Genomic DNA, 18,669 nt, shown 5'->3' with positions numbered 1-18,669 from the left:
GGGGCGCGCAGGAGAACAAACTGAGGAGTAGAGAAATGGACCTTACACGTCGCGATACGCTGGCCCTGGGCGCCGGTGCTGTTGCCCTGACCGTCCTGCCGTTCCGCGTGAATGCGGCCGGTGAGGAGGCCATCGCCGCCTTCACTGGCGGTGCGGACGTCGCCGAGGGCGGTGTGACCCTGGACGCCCCGGAAATCGCCGAGAACGGCAACACCGTTCCGATCGGCGTTTCGGCCGAGGGCGCGAGCGCCATCATGCTGCTGGCGATGGGCAACCCGACCCCGGGCGTCGCCACCTTCACCTATGGCGAGCTGGCGGGCAGCACCACGGCCTCGACCCGTATCCGCCTGGCCGGCACGCAGGATGTCGTGGCCATCGCCAAGATGGCCGACGGCAGCTTTGCCAAGGCCACCAAGAACGTCAAAGTGACCATCGGCGGCTGCGGCGGCTGATCGGGAAAACCAAGGAGACAAGAACATGGCAGACGGTGTTAAACCCCGCGTCAAGGCCCCGAAGAGTGCTTCGGCCGGCGAAGTCGTCACGATCAAGACCCTGATCAGCCACAAGATGGAATCGGGTCAGCGCAAGAACAAGGATGGCTCGGTCATCCCGCGTTCGATCATCAATCGCTTCACCTGCGAGTTCAACGGCACGTCCGTGATCGACGTCAAGATGGAGCCGGCGATCTCGACCAACCCGTATTTCGAGTTCGAGGCCACGATCCCCGAGGCCGGTGACCTCAAGTTCACCTGGTACGACGACGACGGCTCGGTCTACGAGGACGTCAAGTCGGTTGCGATCGGATAATAAAAACGACAGGCGGCCTGTCCCCGGAAGAAACCGGGGGCAGGGCCCGCCAAAGGGAGGACGCTTAATGAAATTCAAGGCACTGACAGCCATCGCGGCATTGATGGTTGCGGCACCGGCGCTGACATTTGCAGACCCGGATGACGACACGCTGACCATCAACGGCGAAGAGATGGTCACCAAGGCGCCGTTGCCCGCGCATCTCGAGGACAGCCTGCTGCCCGAGATCATGTCGGGCTGGCACTTCCGCAACGACGACACGCAAGCCATGGAAATGGACGATTTCGACAACCCCGGTATGCTGGCGGTCGAGGACGCCATGGTGGCGTGGGACACGGTCGAAGGCACCGAGGGCAAGTCCTGCGCGTCGTGCCACGAAAGCGCCGAGGACAGCATGAAGGGCGTGCGCGCGGTCTATCCGAAATGGAACGAAGAGGCCGGCGAGGTGCGCACCCTGGCGATGCAGATCAACCACTGCCGGACCGAGAACATGGGCGCCGAGGCGTACAAGTACGACAGCGGCCCGATGGCCGCGATGGAGGCGCTGATCGCCGTTCAGTCCCGCGGCATGCCGGTGAACGTGGCCATCGACGGCCCGGTTGCCGAGACCTGGGAGCAGGGCAAGGAGATGTATTACACCCGCTTCGGGCAGCTCGACCTGTCCTGCGCGTCCTGCCATGAAGAGAACTACGGCAACATGATCCGCGCCGACCACCTGAGCCAGGGCCAGGTCAACGGGTTCCCGACCTATCGCCTGAAGAACGCCAGGCTGAACACCGTGCATGGCCGTTTCTTCGGCTGTATCCGCGACACCCGTGCCGAATCCTTCGCGCCCGGCAGCCCCGAATTCGTGGCGCTGGAACTGTATGTCGCGTCGCGCGGCAACGGCCTGTCGGTCGAAGGGCCTTCGGTTCGTAACTAAACCACCGAACCCCGCGTCTGGCCGACATGCCGGGCGCGGGGTTTGTCCTTAACAACCCATTCACATATGCGCATGTATCGAACCTGTGCAGAGTGACAGTGAAGAAGTGAGACACGCTCCCATGATCTCCCGCCGCGATTTCCTTCAGGTTTCGATGGCCGCATCGGCCCTGGTCGGCGCATCGGGCTTTGGCAACTGGGCCCGCCTTGCCGCGCAGCAAAGCCTGACGCAGGACCAGCTTTTGCAGTTCGACACGTTTGGCAATGTCTCGCTTATCCACATCACGGACATTCACGCCCAGCTCAAGCCGATCTATTTCCGCGAACCCGAGGTGAATATCGGCGTCGGCAACAACAAGGGGGCTGTGCCGCATGTCACGGGGGCCGATTTCCGCAAGCTTTACGGCATCGCGGATGGCAGCCCCAGCCATTACGCTCTGACCTACAACGATTTCTCGTCGCTGGCCCAGGCTTACGGCAAGGTCGGCGGCCTGGATCGCGTGGCCACGGTCATCAACGCGATCCGCGCCGACCGTCCCGACGCGATCCTGCTGGATGGCGGCGACACCTGGCATGGCTCTTACACCTGCTACCAGACGCAGGGGCAGGACATGGTCAACGTGATGAACGCGCTCAAACCCGACGCGATGACCTTCCACTGGGAGTTCACGCTGGGCTCGGATCGCGTGCGCGAGATCGTGGGCGATCTGCCCTTCGCGGCGCTTGGCCAGAACATATTTGACGCCGAATGGGACGAACCGGCCGAGGATTTCGCCCCCTACCAGTTCTTCGAACGCGGCGGTGCGAAGATCGCGGTGATCGGCCAGGCCTTTCCCTACATGCCGATCGCCAACCCGGGCTGGATGTTCCCCGAATACAGCTTCGGTATCCGCGACGAACACATGCAGTCGATGGTGGACGAGGTGCGCGGGCAGGGCGCCGACCTGGTTGTCGTGCTCAGCCATAACGGCTTTGACGTGGACAAGAAGATGGCCGGCGTCGTCACCGGCATCGACGTGATCCTGTCGGGTCACACCCATGACGCGCTGCCCGAGCCGGTGCTGGTGGGCGACACGATCATCGTGGCCTCGGGTTCGAACGGAAAATTCGTCAGCCGCGTCGACCTGGATGTGCGCGACGGCCGCATGATGGGCTTCCGCCACAAGCTGATCCCGATCTTCTCGGACGTGATCGCCCCCGATGCCGAGGTCGCCGCGCTGATCGACGACCAGCGCGCGCCCTTCAAGGCCGAACTGGAAGAGGTGATCGGCCAGACCGACTCGTTGCTTTATCGGCGGGGCAATTTCAACGGCTCGTGGGACGACCTGATCTGCGACGCGCTGCTGAGCGAACGCGAGGCCGATATCGCCATGTCGCCCGGCGTGCGCTGGGGTCCGTCGCTGATCCCCGGCGACGACATCACCCGCGAGGACATCTGGAACGTCACCTCGATGACCTATGGCAAGGCGTATCGCTCCGAGATGACCGGCGAGTTCATCAAGGTGATCCTCGAGGACGTGGCCGACAACATCTTCAACCCCGACCCCTATTACCAGCAGGGTGGCGACATGGTCCGCATCGGCGGCATGGGCTATCGCATCGACATCTCGAAGCCGCAGGGCGAGCGCATCAGCGACATGACGCTGCTGAAGACGGGCGAGGCGATCGACCCGGCGAAGAATTACGTCGTCGCCGGCTGGGCCAGCGTCAACGAAGGCACCGAGGGGCCGCAGATCTGGGACGTGGTCGAAAGCCATGTCCGCAAACTGGGCACCGTGACGGTCGCGCCCAACAACAGTGTCGTGGTCGAGGGGCTCTGACCCCCGCCCACCCCAAACCTTTTGGCCGGCCGGTGCGCGTGCCGGGGCCGGAAACGAAACAGGAGGCGAGAGTAAGATGACAGCCAGCTTCAAAGGCAAGGCGCCCTCGCGGCGGGCCTTTCTGAAGGGCTCGATCGCGGCGGGCGGTGCCGTGTTCGGGGCCAGCGCGGCCAGGGCCGCGGAACCCGATCCGCTGATCACCGAGGTTCAGGACTGGGCCACCGGGCTGGGCGACGGCGTGGACGCCACGCCCTATGGCCTGCCGATCCAGTACGAAAGCGACGTGATCCGCCGCAACGTGGAATGGCTGACCGCCGATACGATCAGCTCGATCAACTTTACCCCGATCCATGCGCTTGACGGGACGATCACCCCGCAGGGCTGCGCGTTCGAGCGTCACCATTCGGGCGCGATCGAGTTGCGCAAGGACGATTACCGCCTGATGATCAACGGGCTGGTGGATACGCCGCTGATCTTCACCTACGAGGATCTGGAGCGGTTCCCGCGCGAAAACCACGTCTATTTCTGCGAATGCGCGGCCAATACCGGCATGGAATGGGCGGGCGCGCAGCTGAACGGCGCACAGTTCACCCATGGCATGATCCACAACATGGAATATACCGGCGTGCCGCTGCGCACCCTGCTGAACGAGGCGGGCGTGCAGACCGAGGGCAAGTGGGTCTATGTCGAAGGGGCCGACGCCTCGTCGAACGGTCGCTCGATCCCGCTGGAAAAGGCGCTGGACGACGTGCTGGTGGCCTTCAAGGCGAATGGCGAGGCGCTGCGCAAGGAACATGGGTATCCCGTGCGCCTGGTCGTGCCAGGCTGGGAAGGCAACATGTGGATCAAGTGGCTGCGCCGCGTCGAAGTCACGACGCAGGCCATCGAAAGCCGCGAAGAGACCTCGAAATATACCGACACGCTGGCCAATGGCACCAGCCGCAAATGGACCTGGGTGATGGACGCCAAGTCGGTCGTCACCTCGCCCAGCCCGCAATCGCCGATCAAACACGGCCACGGGCCGCTTGTGGTGACGGGGCTTGCCTGGTCGGGCCGCGGTGCGATCACCGGCGTCGACGTGTCGCTGGACGGTGGCATGAACTGGCAGCCCGCGCGGCTGGCGCAGCCGGGGCAATCCAAGGCGCTGACGCGGTTCTACCTCGATATCGAATGGAACGGCGAAGAGATGTTCCTGCAATCGCGCGCGCGTGACGACACCGGATATGTCCAGCCCAGCAAGGCGCAGCTGCGCGACGTGCGCGGCGAGAACTCGATCTATCACAACAACTGCATCCAGACCTGGTGGGTGAAACCGAACGGGGAGGCCGAAAATGTCGAAGTCTCTTAATCTTTACGGCGGTGTCGGCGTCGGCCTCGTTGCGCTGCTGACCGGCGCGTATAATTTCGCCGACCGCAACGTCGCGCCGATGCCGGCCGAGGCGCCCAGGATGGCGGCCGAGGCGGACAGCGATTTCCTGCTGATCGCCTCTGCGCAGGCCAGCAATGCCGCCGCCGACGCCAGGTTCGGCCTTGGCCGGCCCGCGCTGCCCGAAGAGGTCGCGGCCTGGGATCTGGACGTCGCACCCGACGGCACCGGCCTGCCGGTCGGCTCGGGCTCGGTCGAGGATGGCGAGATGCTGTTCTCGGACAATTGCGCGGTCTGCCATGGCGAATTCGCCGAAGGCGTCGACAACTGGCCGAAACTGGCCGGGGGCGAGGGCACGCTGGCCGACAAGGACCCGCTGAAGACCGTGGGCTCCTACTGGCCCTACCTGTCGACCGTGTGGGATTACGTCCACCGCTCGATGCCGTTTGGCGCGGCGCAAACCCTGTCGCCCGACGAGGTTTACGCGATCACGGCCTATATCCTCTATTCGAACTACCTGGTGGAGGACGATTTCGTCCTGTCGAACGAGAACTTCCTCGAGGTCGAAATGACCAATACCGACGGGTTCATCGTCGATGACCGCGAGGAGGCGGAAAAGCATTTCTGGACCGCCGAGCCCTGCATGGAAAACTGCAAGGACAGCGTGGAAATCACCATGCGCGCCGCGGTTCTGGACGTGACGCCGGAAGAGGAAGGCGCCGGGGAAGAGGCCGCTGCCGAACCGGCCGCAGATGCCGGCGAAACCGAGATGGCCGCCGCCGCGCCTGCGGAAGAGCCCGCTGCCGAAGAGGCCCCGACCGCCGAGGCGACGCCTGCGGCCGCGTCGGTCGATATGGCGCTGGCCGAAGAGGGCGAAAACGTCTTCAAGAAGTGCAAGGCCTGCCATCAGGTCGGCGAGGGCGCGTCGAACCGGACCGGCCCGGTGCTGAACGGTGTGATCGGTGCGAAACTGGCCCATGTCGAGGATTTCCGTTACGGCGATACCATCGTCGAGATGGGCGAAAGCGGCATGGTCTGGGACGAGGCCAACCTGACCGAATTCCTGACCAAGCCGCGCGATTTCATCAAGGGTACCAAGATGTCCTTTGCCGGCCTGCGCAAGGACGAGGATATCAAGGCGGTCATCGAGTATCTCAAGACGTTCCAGTAACGCGAAATCCATGACGCAGGGCCGGCCCGGCCGGCCCTGTCTTGACTGCCACATACCGGCAAGGCGATCCGTTTCGGAGCGGCTGGCCGGAACAGGCTCGGGCGGGCGTTTCACCGGTTGAAACGCCCGTTCTTTTTTCCCGCATGGCAGAAGAAAAGATTGAAAACATGGGGAAATTCGGCCAGCATTATATCTGAAAACGCCCCGAAGAAGGCGCAGCAAGACCGGGAGGATACGGCATGAAGACGGGTGTTCCGTCAGTCTTGGCCGGGCTGTGCCTGGCGATCGGCGCCTGGGTCGGCGCCGCTGCCGCCGACGAGATCGGCGATGCCGAAAACGGCGAACGGATCTTTCGCAAATGCGCAAGCTGCCACCAGGTCGGGCAGGGGGCGACACACCGCGTCGGGCCGCATCTGAACGGGATATTCGGGCGCCGGGCGGGCACCGTCGACGGCTATGGGAAATACTCCGATGGGCTGCTGCGCGCGGGCAATGACGGGCTGATCTGGTCGCTGGAAAAGCTGCACGCCTACCTGGAAAATCCCAAATACCTGGTCACGGGCACGCGAATGAATTTCGCGGGGCTGAGCGATGCGCAGGACCGCGCCGATGTGCTGGCCTACCTGCGCCAGTTCTCGGACAATCCCGCCAACATCCCCGAGGCGCAGCCGACTGCCATCGCCCCCGAGGTGGAATTGCCGCCCGGGATTCTCGCGCTGGTGGGCGACCCCGAATACGGCGAATACCTGGCCAGCGAATGCACGACCTGCCACCAGCGCGACGGGTCCGACCAGGGTATCCCGTCGATCACCGGCTGGCCGCAGGAGGATTTCGTGATCGCGCTGCACGCCTACAAGCGCAAGATCCGGCCGCATCCGGTGATGCAGGCCTATGCCGGGCGGTTGACCGATGACGAGATTGCGGCCCTTGCCGCATATTTTGCGGGGCTCTGAGCGGGCCGCGCCTTACATGGGAGGACACGCTATGAAACTCAACAGACGCGCCTTTATCGGCACCGGGGCGGCGGCTGCGGCCGCGCTCCAGGCGCCGATGGTCTGGGGCGCCACCGATGGCCGGCCCAAGGTCGTCGTGATCGGCGGCGGCGCGGGCGGGGCCACCGTCGCGCGCTATCTGGCCAAGGACAGCAAGGGTGAGATCGACGTCACGCTGGTCGAACCGTCGCGGCAGTATTACACCTGCTTTTTCTCGAACCTCTATATCGGCGGGTTCCGCGACCTCAGCTCGATCGCGCACAGCTATGGCACGCTGGCGGCGGAATACGGGGTCAACGTCGTCCATGACTGGGCCACCGGCGTCGACCGCGACGCAAAGACCGTCACGCTGGCCGGCGGGGCGGTGCTGCCCTATGACAAGCTGGTGCTGAGCCCGGGGATCGATTTCGTCGACGGTGCCGTGCCGGGCTGGGACGTGAGCGCCCAGAACAGGATGCCCCATGCCTACAAGGCGGGCAGCCAGACCGAGCTGCTAAAGGCGCAGATTGAATCGATGCCCGAGGGCGGGCGCTTCGCCATGGTTGCGCCGCCCAACCCCTATCGCTGCCCGCCGGGACCCTATGAAAGGGTCAGCATGGTCGCCCACCTGCTGAGCCAGATCAACCCGACGGCCAAGATCCTGATCGTTGATCCGAAAGAGAAATTTTCGAAACAGGCACTGTTCGAGGAGGGATGGAACAGTCACTACGCCGGTATGATCGAGCGCATCGGCCCCGATTTCGGCGGCGACAAGGTCGAGGTCGATCCGGGCGAGATGACCGTGACGATCGACGGTGTCGTCGAAAAGGTCGATGTCTGCAACGTGATCCCGGCGCAGAAGGCCGGCCGCATCTGCGAGATCGCGGGCGTCAACGACGGCAACTGGGCGCCTGTCAACGGGCACACGATGGTCAGCCGGATAGACGGCAACATTCACGTGCTGGGCGATGCGACCAACCAGGGCGACATGCCGAAATCGGGCTTCTCGGCCAACAGCCAGGCCAAGGTCGCGGCGATGGCGATCCGGGGCGAGCTGACCGGCTCCAAGGTGTTCCCGGCCAAGTTCTCGAACACCTGCTGGTCGCTGATCGACGCCGATGACGGGGTCAAGGTGGGCGCGTCCTACGAGGCGACCGACGAGAAGATCTCGAGCGTGGCCAGCTTCATCAGCCAGACCGGCGAGGACGCGTCGCTGCGCAAGCAGACCTACGAGGAAAGCCTGGGCTGGTATGCCGGCATCACCGCCGACATGTTCGGCTGACACGAGCACCGCGCCGGGGCCGCACTGGCCCCGGTGTCCCTAGGCCCGGCGCGTCGCCGCCACGATCCAGAGCGCGACAAGGCCCAGCGAGAACACGAGGTTCCAGTTCGCCATGGTCAGCCCCAGGAAGAACGGCTGCACCTGGTCGCACAGGACAAGGGTGGGGGTGTCGGCCGCGGCACCCGGCAGCAGCGCGCTGCCGTCCGAGGCGCCCAGCCCGCCGCTGCCGGTGCAGCTGGCCGGACCGTTCCACCATTTCCGCTCGACCCCGGTGTGATAGAGGGCCAGCCCCGCCGCCACCGCCGCCGCCAGCACGCCCGCCCAGGCCAGTCCCCGCCCGCCGATGGCCAGTGCCGCCGCGCCGATCGCGATCGCCGCCGCGTGCGGCCAGCGTTGCCACAGGCACAGCTCGCACGGGGCCCAGCCCAGGAACTGGAACAGGAACGCCCCGGCCAACAGTGCCGTCGATCCGCCTGCGGCCAGCAGGACAAGCTGTTTTTGCGTCAGCGTCACAGGAACCTCACGACATAGAACCCGCCCAGCAGGATGACGACGAACAGGACGAACATCAATCCCAGACGACGTTCGATGAAATCACGGATCGGTGCGCCATATTTCCACAGCAGCGCCGCGACGATGAAAAACCGCAGCCCCCGTGCCACGACCGAGGTCACGACAAAGGTGGCCAGCGGCAGCCCGGTCCAGCCCGACATGATGGTGATGACCTTGTAGGGAAAGGGCGTCATGCCGGCGATCAGCACCGGCCAGAACCCGAAATCGTTGAAGCGGGTGTTGAACTCGGCCATTGCCGCCCCCTTGCCCATGGCCGCAAGGATCGGCTGGCCGACCTGCTCATAGGCCAGTGCGCCGATGGCATAGCCCAGCAAGCCCCCCAGCACCGACGCCACCAGCGCCACCGCCGCGATCGCGAAGGCCCGCGACGGGCGCGCCAGGATCATCGGGATCATCAGCACGTCGGGCGGGATCGGAAAGACCGAGCTTTCGACGAAGGATACCAGCGCCAGCACCCACAGGGCGCGGGGGTGGTCGGCCTGGGCCATGGTCCAGTCGTAAAGGCGTCGGATCATCAATCCTCTCCCGGGCGCGTGCGCGTGGCCGCAATGCCCCGCCTGTTTAGCGGGCGCACGCCGGACAGCAAGCACAAAGCGAATTGCATCTGGACGCCCGGCGCGCGCCAAGCTAGACCAAGGACCGGGCCCAAGTGGCGGAATGGTAGACGCAGGGGATTCAAAATCCCCCGCCTTCACGGGCGTGAGAGTTCGAGTCTCTCCTTGGGCACCAGATTTCCCGCAATTCCGAACGACAGTGACCGGCATCGCTCGATTCGCCCGGCCCCCGCGGTTCAATTGGCACATCGTCACGGACAATAGCCGGGCGCTACAGGCAAAGATGCCTTCCCGTGAACAGATGTTAAGCATTTTGCCGGGCGGTGTCGGGTCCCGTATGTGGCGAAGTGGCACGGGGGGATTGTTCATTGCTCGTGTTCAATCTGCACCCGGGGCGTGCATGTCCGGTTGAAGATACACAGGTTTTCGCCGAATGCCCGGCGATCTATCCACGAAACGTGCACAATCCAATCTTGCATGACCGGATGAATTTGACGAGGGGATGACAAAATGCGGCACAAACTGGGCAATTTTCGGAAAAACTCCCCTTTGTTCGCCTCAATTGCTCGGCTAATGTCCGTCCTGCCCGACTGGGGGGCATGAAATAGGCCACGGGGGCGGCCGCTGAACTGTCTGTGTCCATTGGATACGGGGGATGCGATCGTCGGCTGTCTGCGCAGGCGCTGCCAACGCCGGGACAGGTTCAACACCCGCGCAAGCGGGGTGTTTGTCCTGCGACCGTATTTCCCAACTCCATGTCTGGCGAGGCTATTGTTGATCCGTGTGGGCGCGCGTGCTGACGGCACCCGTTTCGCAAGAAGATAGATGTGCGACTGGGGTCGTCCCGTTCGTTGGTAGGAGAGTGAGCCGATGACGAAAACCACTTACGTGAATGTCATTTACCTGGGAAATTTTGCGTCCGTCGACACCTATGAGGGCGACTACGATGCCGAGAACGAGGGCGCGCTGGTCGGCACCACCGTCGACCACGACAGCCTGAAGGTCCTGTCGCTGCGCCTGGACGACCGGGACCACAACGGCGTTATCGCCGATGACGAGTGCAACCCCTATTGCGATACGGTCACCTATGACCGCGGCACCGGCACGCTCAGCAACCAGACCGACGCGACGCTCAAGGGCATCGTGACGCTGACACTGGGCGACGGGTCCACCCGCACGGTCGAGGCGCTGTTCACCCAGCAGGCCAATGGCGATCTCTTCCTCAACGACCTGCAGAACTGCGGCACGCTCGACAACCTGCAGATCTCGTCGGTTACGATCGACAGCTTCACCGGCGACAATTTCACCGGCTGGCACAGCTATCAGTCGGTCGACAACACCACCATCGTCGCGCCCGAACCCGAGGCCGGGGGCGACGGTATCGTCGCGGGCACCGCCGGCGACGACGTGATCGACGCGGGCTATACCGGCGATCCCGAGGGCGACAGGATCGACGCGGGCGATGCGCTGCCCCCCAACAGCGGCGACGAGGATATCGTCGACGCCGGTTGCGGCGATGATGTCGTGAATGCGGGCGCGGCCGATGACGTGATTTATGCCGGTGGCGGGGACGACACGGTTTTCGGCGGTGCCGGCAACGACACGATCCATGGCGATCAGTCGCTGGGCGAGGCGGACGCCGGCGGCGACGCCAAGGTGCTGGACTGGGGCGATATCGGTTATGGCACCGGGATCGCCGACGGCCAGCCGGTGAATATCGACGCCGGCGGCATCAACGTGAAGGTGTCCTTCGACAAGCAGGATTACGGCGCGACCGCCACCACCACCCGCGACCTGCAATATGTCGATGCCGCCGGCGGGGAAACCTTCGACAGCAAATCGGCGCTCCAGCTTTTCGGCAAGGGCGGCGAGGGCGGCTGGGACAACACCTCGACCACGCGGCTGGATTTCAGCGCGACGGATGCCGCCTATGAGGACGAGGTGCAGAATGTCAGCTTCCGCATCAACGATATCGACGAGGGCAACCGGTCCGACGACCATATCGACCGGGTGACGATCCGCGCCTATGACGCGCAGGGCAACCTTGTGCCGGTCGAACTGACGGCGGGCAGCTTCATCACGCTGAACGGCAATACCGCGACGGGCGACGAACATTACGATACCGATTACGGCCCCGACGACGCGCGCGGCTCGCTTCTGGTCGAGATCGCGGGCCCGGTTTCGCATATCGAGATCGATTACGACAATGGCGACTGCACCGACCAGAAGGTGTGGATCACCGACGTGCATTTCGACACGATCGGCTCGGTCGCCGACTGCGCGCCGGGCGACGACTCGCTGGTTGGCGGCACCGGCGACGACGTGCTTTACGGCGAGGACGGCAACGACACGCTGCTTGGCGGTGCCGGCAATGACAGCCTTGTCGGCGGCAATGACAACGATACGCTTCATGGCGATGCGGGCAACGATACCCTGTTCGGGGACGAAGGCGATGACAGCCTGCTCGGCGGCACCGGCAACGATATCCTGGATGGCGGTGCGGGCAACGACATCCTGCGCGGCCATGACGACCGCGACATCATCTTCGCCGATGGCGGGGACGAGGTGGATGGCGGCGCGGGCGGGGACGATCACGATATCCTCGACCTGACCGGCCAGGGTCCGTATTACCTGGAAAACGTGACCGAGGATTCCAACGGCAACGGGATCAACGGCACCGTCGTCTTTGTCGACAGCAACGGCATCCCGACCGACGAGACCGTCAATTTCGTCGAGATCGAAGAGATCCGCGGCTCGCCCTTCAACCGCGGCCCCGACGCCATCGACGACGCGGCCTCGGGCGACGAGGACAGCGTGATCACCGGCAACGTGCTGGGCAACGACACCGATCCCGACGGCGACACGCTGACGGTGACCGGCAATACCGACCCGGCGCATGGCTCGGTGGTGGTGAACCCGGACGGCTCCTACACATACACGCCGGACCCGGATTTCAACGGCACGGATGAGTTCACCTACACGGTCAGCGATGGCAATGGCGGGACGGATACGGCGACGGTGACGCTCACCGTGGGGGCCATGAACGACGCGCCGGATGCGGTGGATGACGCGGCCTCGGGCGACGAGGACAGCGTGATCACCGGCAATGTGCTGGGCAACGACACCGATCCCGACGGCGACACGCTGACGGTGACCGGCAATACCGACCCGGCGCATGGCTCGGTGGTGGTGAACCCGGACGGCTCCTACACATACACGCCGGACCCGGATTTCAACGGCACGGATGAGTTCACCTACACGGTCAGCGATGGCAATGGCGGGACGGATACCGCGACGGTGACGCTCACCGTGGGGGCCGTGAACGACGCGCCCGACGCGGTGGATGACGCAGCCTCGGGCGACGAGGACAGCGTGATCACCGGCAACGTGCTGGGCAACGACACCGATCCCGACGGCGATACGCTGACGGTGACCGGCAATACCGACCCGGCGCACGGCTCGGTGGTGGTGAACCCGGACGGCTCCTACACATACACGCCGGACCCGGATTTCAACGGCACGGATGAGTTCACCTACACGGTCAGCGATGGCAATGGCGGGACGGATACGGCGACGGTCACGCTCACCGTGGGGGCCGTGAACGACGCGCCCGACGCGGTGGATGACAGCGAGACCACGCCGTTCGACACGCCGGTCGAGGTGGATGTTCTGGGCAACGATACCGACCCCGAGAACGACCCGCTGACCGTTGTCGGCACGACCGATGGCGCCAACGGCACCGTTGCGATCGACCCGGTGTCCGGCAATCCGGTCTATACGCCCGATCCCGGTTTCGCGGGCACGGATGCGTTCACCTATACGATCTCGGACGGCAATGGCGGCACCGACACCGCCACGGTGACCGTCACGGTCGAGGCCAATCCGCGCGACGGTATCGTCGAAGGCACCGCCGGGGACGATTTCATCGGCACCGAGTCACCCCTGAACCCCGGCTATACCTACGAGGGCGACCCCGAGGGCGACCTGGTGGACAGCGGCGACGCGATCCTGCCGGGCGAGGCGCCCGAGGATGACATCATCTATGCCTATGACGGCAACGACACGGTCGATGCAGGGCTTGGCGATGACGATGTCTATGGCGGCACCGGCGATGACGAGCTGCTGGGCGGCGAGGGCGACGACTCGCTCTTTGGCGAGGAGGGCGACGATACCCTGCGCGGCGGCACCGGCGACGACCATATCGAAGGCGGCGACGGCAATGACAGCGTCCGCGGCAACGAGGGCAACGATACCATCCTCGGCGGTGCGGGCAGCGACACGCTGCGCGGCGGCGAAGAGGACGACCTGATCCATGGCGGCGATGACGATGACAGCGTGATCGGCGGCGAAGGGGACGACACGCTTCATGGCGATGGCGGGAACGACACCATTCGCGGCGTTGACGGGAACGACCTGATCTTCGGCGGCGATGGCGACGATTCGATCCTGGGAGAGGACGGGCGCGATACCGTTCATGGCGAGGCGGGCGACGATTTCATCGACACCAGCTCGCGGCCCGGTTTCTCGAACCCGCTGCCCGATATCGACTATCCCGGCTACTACCCGGCCGATCCCGATACCGAGGATGACCGCGACCTGGTCCATGGCGGCGATGGCGACGACACCATCCTGACGGGCGACGATGCCGACACGATTTACGGCGGCGCCGGGAATGACAGCATCGACGGCGGGATCGACGCCGACCTGATCCATGGCGAGGATGGCGACGACACCATTATCGGCAGCGAAGGCGCCGACACGATCCTTGGCGGCGCGGGCGATGACCTGATCTATGGCGGCCTGCCGCCGGGCTATCCCGATTTCGTCAACGTCCCGGACGAGACCGACCTGCGCCCCGGCAACAATATCGACGTGATCCGCGGTGGCGATGGCAACGACACGATCTTCGGGGCCGACGATGCCGATATCCTCTATGGCGACGAGGGCGACGATTACATCGACGGCGGCGTCGACGATGACCGGATCTTTGGCGGCACCGGCGACGATACGCTGCTTGGCGGCCATGGCGACGACCTGATCCAGGGCGAGGCCGGCAATGACGTGATCGACGGCGGTATCGGCGACGATACCCTGCTGGGTGGCGCGGGCGACGACGCGGTCGGCGGCGGCGATGGCGATGACGTGATCGAAGGCGGCACCGGCGACGACCTGCTGCGCGGCGAAGACGGTGACGACAGCATCATCGGCGGCGCCGGGGACGACACGATCATCGGCGGCGACGGGGCCGACAACCTGGCGGGCGGCGACGACCGCGACCTGTTCACCGGCGTCGGCATCGGCGACGTGATCGACGGTGACGCGGGCGGCGACGATTACGACGTGCTCGACCTGACGGGCTCGGCCCCGGCGGGCGGGTCGCTGAACGTCACGATCACCGGGCCCGACAGCAACGGAAACGGCGTCAACGGCTTTGTCAGCTATTTCGATGCCACCGGGGCCGAGGCCGGCCGGCTGGATTTCACCGAGATCGAGGAAATCGTGCCCTGCTTTACCCCCGGCACCACGATCGCCACGCCGCAGGGCGAACGGCTGGTCGAGGATCTGGCGGTCGGCGACCGGGTGATCACCCGCGACAACGGTATCCAGGAAATCCGCTGGATCGGCGCCAAGCCGGTCACCGGGCTGGAACTGGCAAGGGATACGCATCTCAAGCCGATCCTGATCCGCAAGGGCGCGCTGGGCAACGACCTGCCCGAACGCGACATGCTGGTCAGCCCCAACCACCGCCTGCTGGTGAACAACGACAAGACCGCGCTCTATTTCGAGGAACGCGAGGTTCTTGCCGCGGCCAAGCACCTGGTGGGAGCCGAGGGTATCCACGAGGTCGACGTGATGAGCACGACCTATATCCATTTCATGTTCGACCATCACGAGGTGGTGTTGTCCAACGGCTCCTGGACCGAAAGCTTCCAGCCCGGCGACATGAGCCTGAAGGGCGTGGGCAACGCGCAGCGCAACGAGATCTTCGAGCTGTTCCCCGAGCTTCGCACCCGGGACGGTATCGACGATTACCAGGCCGCGCGCCGGTCGCTGAAAAAGCACGAGGCCCGGCTTCTTATCAAGTGATGCAGCACGCATCGGGCGGAACCGCCCGGTGCACCCTCCGATCAGATGGGGGTCTGATCGTTTCGGGCACCCCGGCTGCCGCGTCGGCGACCTGTTGCAGGTCGCGGGCCGGTGGCCGGGGTGTTTCCTTGCCGGACCTGCCGCAAATGCGGCACGATTCGGGCCGGCGGGGCAGGGCGCGCACCTCGCTGCCGAAACAAACCCGGCGCAACCGGCAGCTTGTTTCGGGGATGCTGCCATCGCGGATTTGCGTAAAACTTTTCGCGTTTTCCGGGGTGGGGACAGTTTTGTGGATAAACGGCGATAATCTTGCAATTTACGCGCTATAGTTTCCAGATTTGCCGGATATCCCGTGCGTCGGGTGGCGATACGGAAACAAAAGGACCAACCCGCCGGTCCTGCCAATCTGCCGAAAACCGACCGAAAGCTTGTCAAAAATGTGGCCGAACCGTAAACCGATAGAGGCCGACAGCGCATCCGGGTGAGAGCGGAGCGCCGTCACCAAAGGCCCCGAAGGATTGAGAGAGACCGCCCCATGTTCGCCTCTGCGCTGCCCCGCGATGCCGAGACAGGCCAGACCGCCGGAACCGCGGCCGACCGTCTTGCGCGGCTTGCCCAATGCGACGGTGAGATATTGATCGCCACCGATCGCGGCGAACTGCCGCTGAGCGGGCTTTGCCCCGGCGACCGGGTGCTGACGCGCGACAACGGCCTGCAACCCATCCGCCGGATCGTCTGGACCGGCGCACGCGACATCGAAACCGTGGTGATCCGCAAGGGCGGGCTGGGCTGCGGGATGCCGCTGCGCGATACATGCGTCAGCGCGCAGCACCGCATCCTCGTCACCGGCGAGATTGCCGCGCTCCTGCTGGACGAGTCCGAGGCGCTGATCGCGGCCCGGCATCTTGTCGGGCTGGCCGGGGTGGCACCGGCGCAGGCGCAACGCCTGTGCCACATGGAATTCGACCATGACGAGGTGATCCTGTCGAACGGCTGCTGGACCGAGTGTTTCAGCACCGCCGACAAGGCGCAGGGCGCGACCGCCAGTGCGCAGGCGCGGGAACTGGCCGCGGCCACCTCGGACAGGGACGATGTTCTCGGGTAAATTCTCTCAGCCCGGGGTACTCAGGTGAAGGCGCGGACATGCAGCGGCATGATCCGCGCCTTTTCCGTTCGTGGCACCCGGATCGGGGCCGAAACCCCCGTAAATCGGGCAAAATGCCTTATATTCGCCTGAATTCGCGCGAATTTCTGCCAATCCGGTCGCCTATCCATCCGGGTAGGTGAGTGGTTCCTTTCCTATCCGAAAGGGTGTTTCCCGCGGGAACGATGCTGCGGGTCTTGCGAGTACGGTCAAGGAGCAGTCGAAAATGCAGGCAGATATCCCAGCGATACGCGATCACGATCGCGCCGGGCAGGCATGGCCCGCGCCTGCCGGCCAGGGGGAACTCCCCGTGGCCGTCCACAACGTCACACCCGCAACGTGGAACAGCGTCGCCTTCTGGTCCCTGATCGCCGGGGACGGGGCGGGCCAGGTGCTCGACGCCACGTCGCTCGGTTCCGATTTCACCCTCGGGCTGGACCGGACCCGGGAAATCCTGACGATCTGCCATGACGGCATGGCCTTTACCGTGGGTCCGGCCGGTGCCTCCGGCACCGATGCCACGCTTGGGCGCGCGGCCCGGTTCGACGGGATCACCATCCGGCGCGGCCATGACTGGCGGGGCGCACCGGATAAAAAGCGCGATGCGCCCGGCACGAAGGCGGGGCGCGCGGTCTGCTATCCCAACCGCGTGGTCGGGATCGTCTATGACCGTGGCGATCCGCAGGCCGGCCCGGCGACCTGGCCGGGCGTGGCGGCCTTGGGCCTGCCGGACAGCGGGCCCGCCGGTTGTATGTCCTGCGTCGCCGCCGGCACAAGGATCAAGACGCTGCGGGGCGAGCTGCGCGCCGCCGATATCGCAAGGGGCGACATGGTCCTGACGCGCGACGCCGGCTATCAGCCCGTGCGCTGGACCGGCACGCGCAGCCTTGGCGGGGCCGAACTGATCGGCCGGCCCGACCTGCGCCCGGTGATGATCCGGGCCGGGGCGCTGGGCCGCAACCAGCCCGAGCGCGACCTGATGGTATCCCCCTGCCACCGGATGCTGGTCCATGCCCGCCCCGGCGACGAAGAGGCGCTGGTCGCCGCGATCGACCTGCTGTTCCTCGACGGGGTAGAGCAATTGCCGACCGATACCGGCGTGGTCTACGTTCATCTGATGTTCGACGATCACCAGATCCTGTGCAGCGAAGGCGCCTGGAGCGAAAGCCTGCAACCGGACGAAAGAACGCTGTCCGGCATGGGCCGCGCACAGCGCGAAGAGCTGCGCCTGCTGTTCCCCGAGCTGCGCGGCAACGGTGCGGAAACCGCCTGTCCGGCGGCGCGCGGAACGCTCGGCGCGCGCGAGGTGCAGGCGCTTGCGCTGCGCCCGGCCTCAACCCCGCGCGGCACGCCAGGCCGCCCAGGCCCCGGGCGTGTCGAGGTCGGTCGTCGCATGGGCGGCGGGCAGGGCGAGCAGGTGCAATATCCCGGCATGGGCGCGCAGGACGCCGCGCGCGCCTTCGTCGCCTGACAGGCGCTGCAATTCGGCAAACAGCGTGCGTGGAAAGATCACCGGATGGCCCGGCGTGCCGTCCTGCGCCGTCGCCCGCAAAATCCCGCCGCGATAGGTATCGGCCATAAGCCGCAGGTCCTGCGTGCTCAGGTCGGGCAGGTCGGCGGGCAGGATCATCACCGCCGCGACATCGCCGGGCAGGGCGGCCACCCCGGCACGGATCGAGGCGGCCATGCCCTCATCCGCATCCGCGACCGGAACCGGCGTCACCCCCTTGGGCAAAACCCGCGCACGCGGGTGCGACAGCGCCGGCACCGTCACCCAGACCGGCAACCCGGTGGCCAGCGCGCGCGCGGCCATGACCGCAAGCAGCGGCGCGCCGTCGACGCTTTCCTGCATCTTGTCGGCGCCGCCCATGCGCGACGAACGCCCGGCGGCGAGGATCAGAATGGCCGTTGTCATGACTGCACGCCCGATATCGGTTGTCGCGCCGGTGGCGCCGTCGGACGCCTCCGGCGGG

13 protein-coding genes, 1 tRNA gene and 1 pseudogene are annotated in these 18,669 nt (G+C 65.4%); 12 read left to right on the top strand and 3 right to left on the bottom strand.

All coding sequences use genetic code 11. The annotated features are described in order from the left end of the window. The first annotated feature begins 35 nt into the window (after positions 1–35). The 8 genes from soxY to F3H87_RS09570 all read left to right on the top strand — a co-directional run bounded on the left by soxY (position 36) and on the right by F3H87_RS09570 (position 8,338). Complete coding sequence (gene soxY, locus F3H87_RS09605; RefSeq protein WP_149788951.1) at positions 36–452, top strand: thiosulfate oxidation carrier protein SoxY; 417 nt, start codon at positions 36–38, stop codon at positions 450–452. Positions 453–477: 25 nt separating this feature from the next. Next, positions 478–807: a thiosulfate oxidation carrier complex protein SoxZ gene (gene soxZ, locus F3H87_RS09600; RefSeq protein ID WP_149788952.1), complete on the top strand. Its 330-nt coding sequence runs from the start codon at positions 478–480 to the stop codon at positions 805–807. Positions 808–874: 67 nt separating this feature from the next. Beyond that, entirely contained in the window at positions 875–1,729 is an 855-nt protein-coding gene (soxA, locus tag F3H87_RS09595) for a sulfur oxidation c-type cytochrome SoxA (protein WP_149788953.1), read from the top strand. 121 nt (positions 1,730–1,850) lie between these two features. Continuing rightward, on the top strand, positions 1,851–3,548 hold the full coding sequence (soxB, locus tag F3H87_RS09590) for a thiosulfohydrolase SoxB (RefSeq protein WP_149788954.1): 1,698 nt from the start codon (positions 1,851–1,853) through the stop codon (positions 3,546–3,548). A 76-nt stretch (positions 3,549–3,624) separates the two neighbouring features. Continuing rightward, positions 3,625–4,896 (top strand): sulfite dehydrogenase, encoded by a 1,272-nt coding sequence (gene soxC / locus F3H87_RS09585; protein ID WP_149788955.1) that lies wholly within the window; start codon positions 3,625–3,627, stop codon positions 4,894–4,896. Further along, positions 4,880–6,085, top strand: coding sequence for a c-type cytochrome (locus F3H87_RS09580; protein WP_149788956.1), 1,206 nt, complete (start codon positions 4,880–4,882; stop codon positions 6,083–6,085). The genes soxC and F3H87_RS09580 overlap by 17 nt, the downstream gene beginning before the upstream one ends. Before the next feature lie 239 nt (positions 6,086–6,324). Continuing rightward, entirely contained in the window at positions 6,325–7,038 is a 714-nt protein-coding gene (locus tag F3H87_RS09575; protein ID WP_149788957.1) for a c-type cytochrome, read from the top strand. Between the two features lie 31 nt (positions 7,039–7,069). After that, positions 7,070–8,338: an NAD(P)/FAD-dependent oxidoreductase gene (locus F3H87_RS09570; RefSeq protein ID WP_149788958.1), complete on the top strand. Its 1,269-nt coding sequence runs from the start codon at positions 7,070–7,072 to the stop codon at positions 8,336–8,338. Positions 8,339–8,377: 39 nt separating this feature from the next. Here the strand turns inward: F3H87_RS09570 and F3H87_RS09565 are convergent, their stop codons facing one another. Further along, positions 8,378–8,851 carry a disulfide bond formation protein B gene (locus F3H87_RS09565; RefSeq protein ID WP_317511241.1) on the bottom strand — a complete coding sequence of 158 codons (474 nt, stop codon included), beginning with the start codon at positions 8,849–8,851 and terminating at the stop codon, positions 8,378–8,380. Then, entirely contained in the window at positions 8,848–9,426 is a 579-nt protein-coding gene (locus F3H87_RS09560; protein ID WP_149788959.1) for a YqaA family protein, read from the bottom strand. The genes F3H87_RS09565 and F3H87_RS09560 overlap by 4 nt, the downstream gene beginning before the upstream one ends. A gap of 128 nt (positions 9,427–9,554) precedes the next feature. Between F3H87_RS09560 and F3H87_RS09555 the strand changes: the two genes are divergently transcribed. From F3H87_RS09555 to F3H87_RS22125, 4 genes and pseudogenes are all read left to right on the top strand, one after another. Further along, positions 9,555–9,640 (top strand) — tRNA-Leu (locus tag F3H87_RS09555). A gap of 695 nt (positions 9,641–10,335) precedes the next feature. Next, the gene (locus tag F3H87_RS09550; protein WP_149791997.1) at positions 10,336–15,552 is read left to right on the top strand and encodes an Ig-like domain-containing protein; all 5,217 of its coding nucleotides are present in this window, start codon (positions 10,336–10,338) and stop codon (positions 15,550–15,552) included. 535 nt (positions 15,553–16,087) lie between these two features. Then, positions 16,088–16,657: a Hint domain-containing protein gene (locus tag F3H87_RS09545; RefSeq protein ID WP_149789169.1), complete on the top strand. Its 570-nt coding sequence runs from the start codon at positions 16,088–16,090 to the stop codon at positions 16,655–16,657. Positions 16,658–16,922: 265 nt separating this feature from the next. Next, a pseudogene (locus F3H87_RS22125) lies at positions 16,923–17,864 on the top strand (Hint domain-containing protein); the annotation flags it as partial. 165 nt (positions 17,865–18,029) lie between these two features. On the opposite strand, the gene F3H87_RS09535 reads toward F3H87_RS22125, so the two are convergent. Further along, complete coding sequence (locus tag F3H87_RS09535) at positions 18,030–18,611, bottom strand: nucleotidyltransferase family protein (protein WP_149789171.1); 582 nt, start codon at positions 18,609–18,611, stop codon at positions 18,030–18,032. Positions 18,612–18,669 lie beyond the last annotated feature (58 nt).

It is taken from the genome of Lutimaribacter pacificus (assembly GCF_900142185.1).
GTDB lineage: Bacteria > Pseudomonadota > Alphaproteobacteria > Rhodobacterales > Rhodobacteraceae > Lutimaribacter > Lutimaribacter pacificus.
This window is presented reverse-complemented; position numbering and strand designations above follow the sequence as displayed.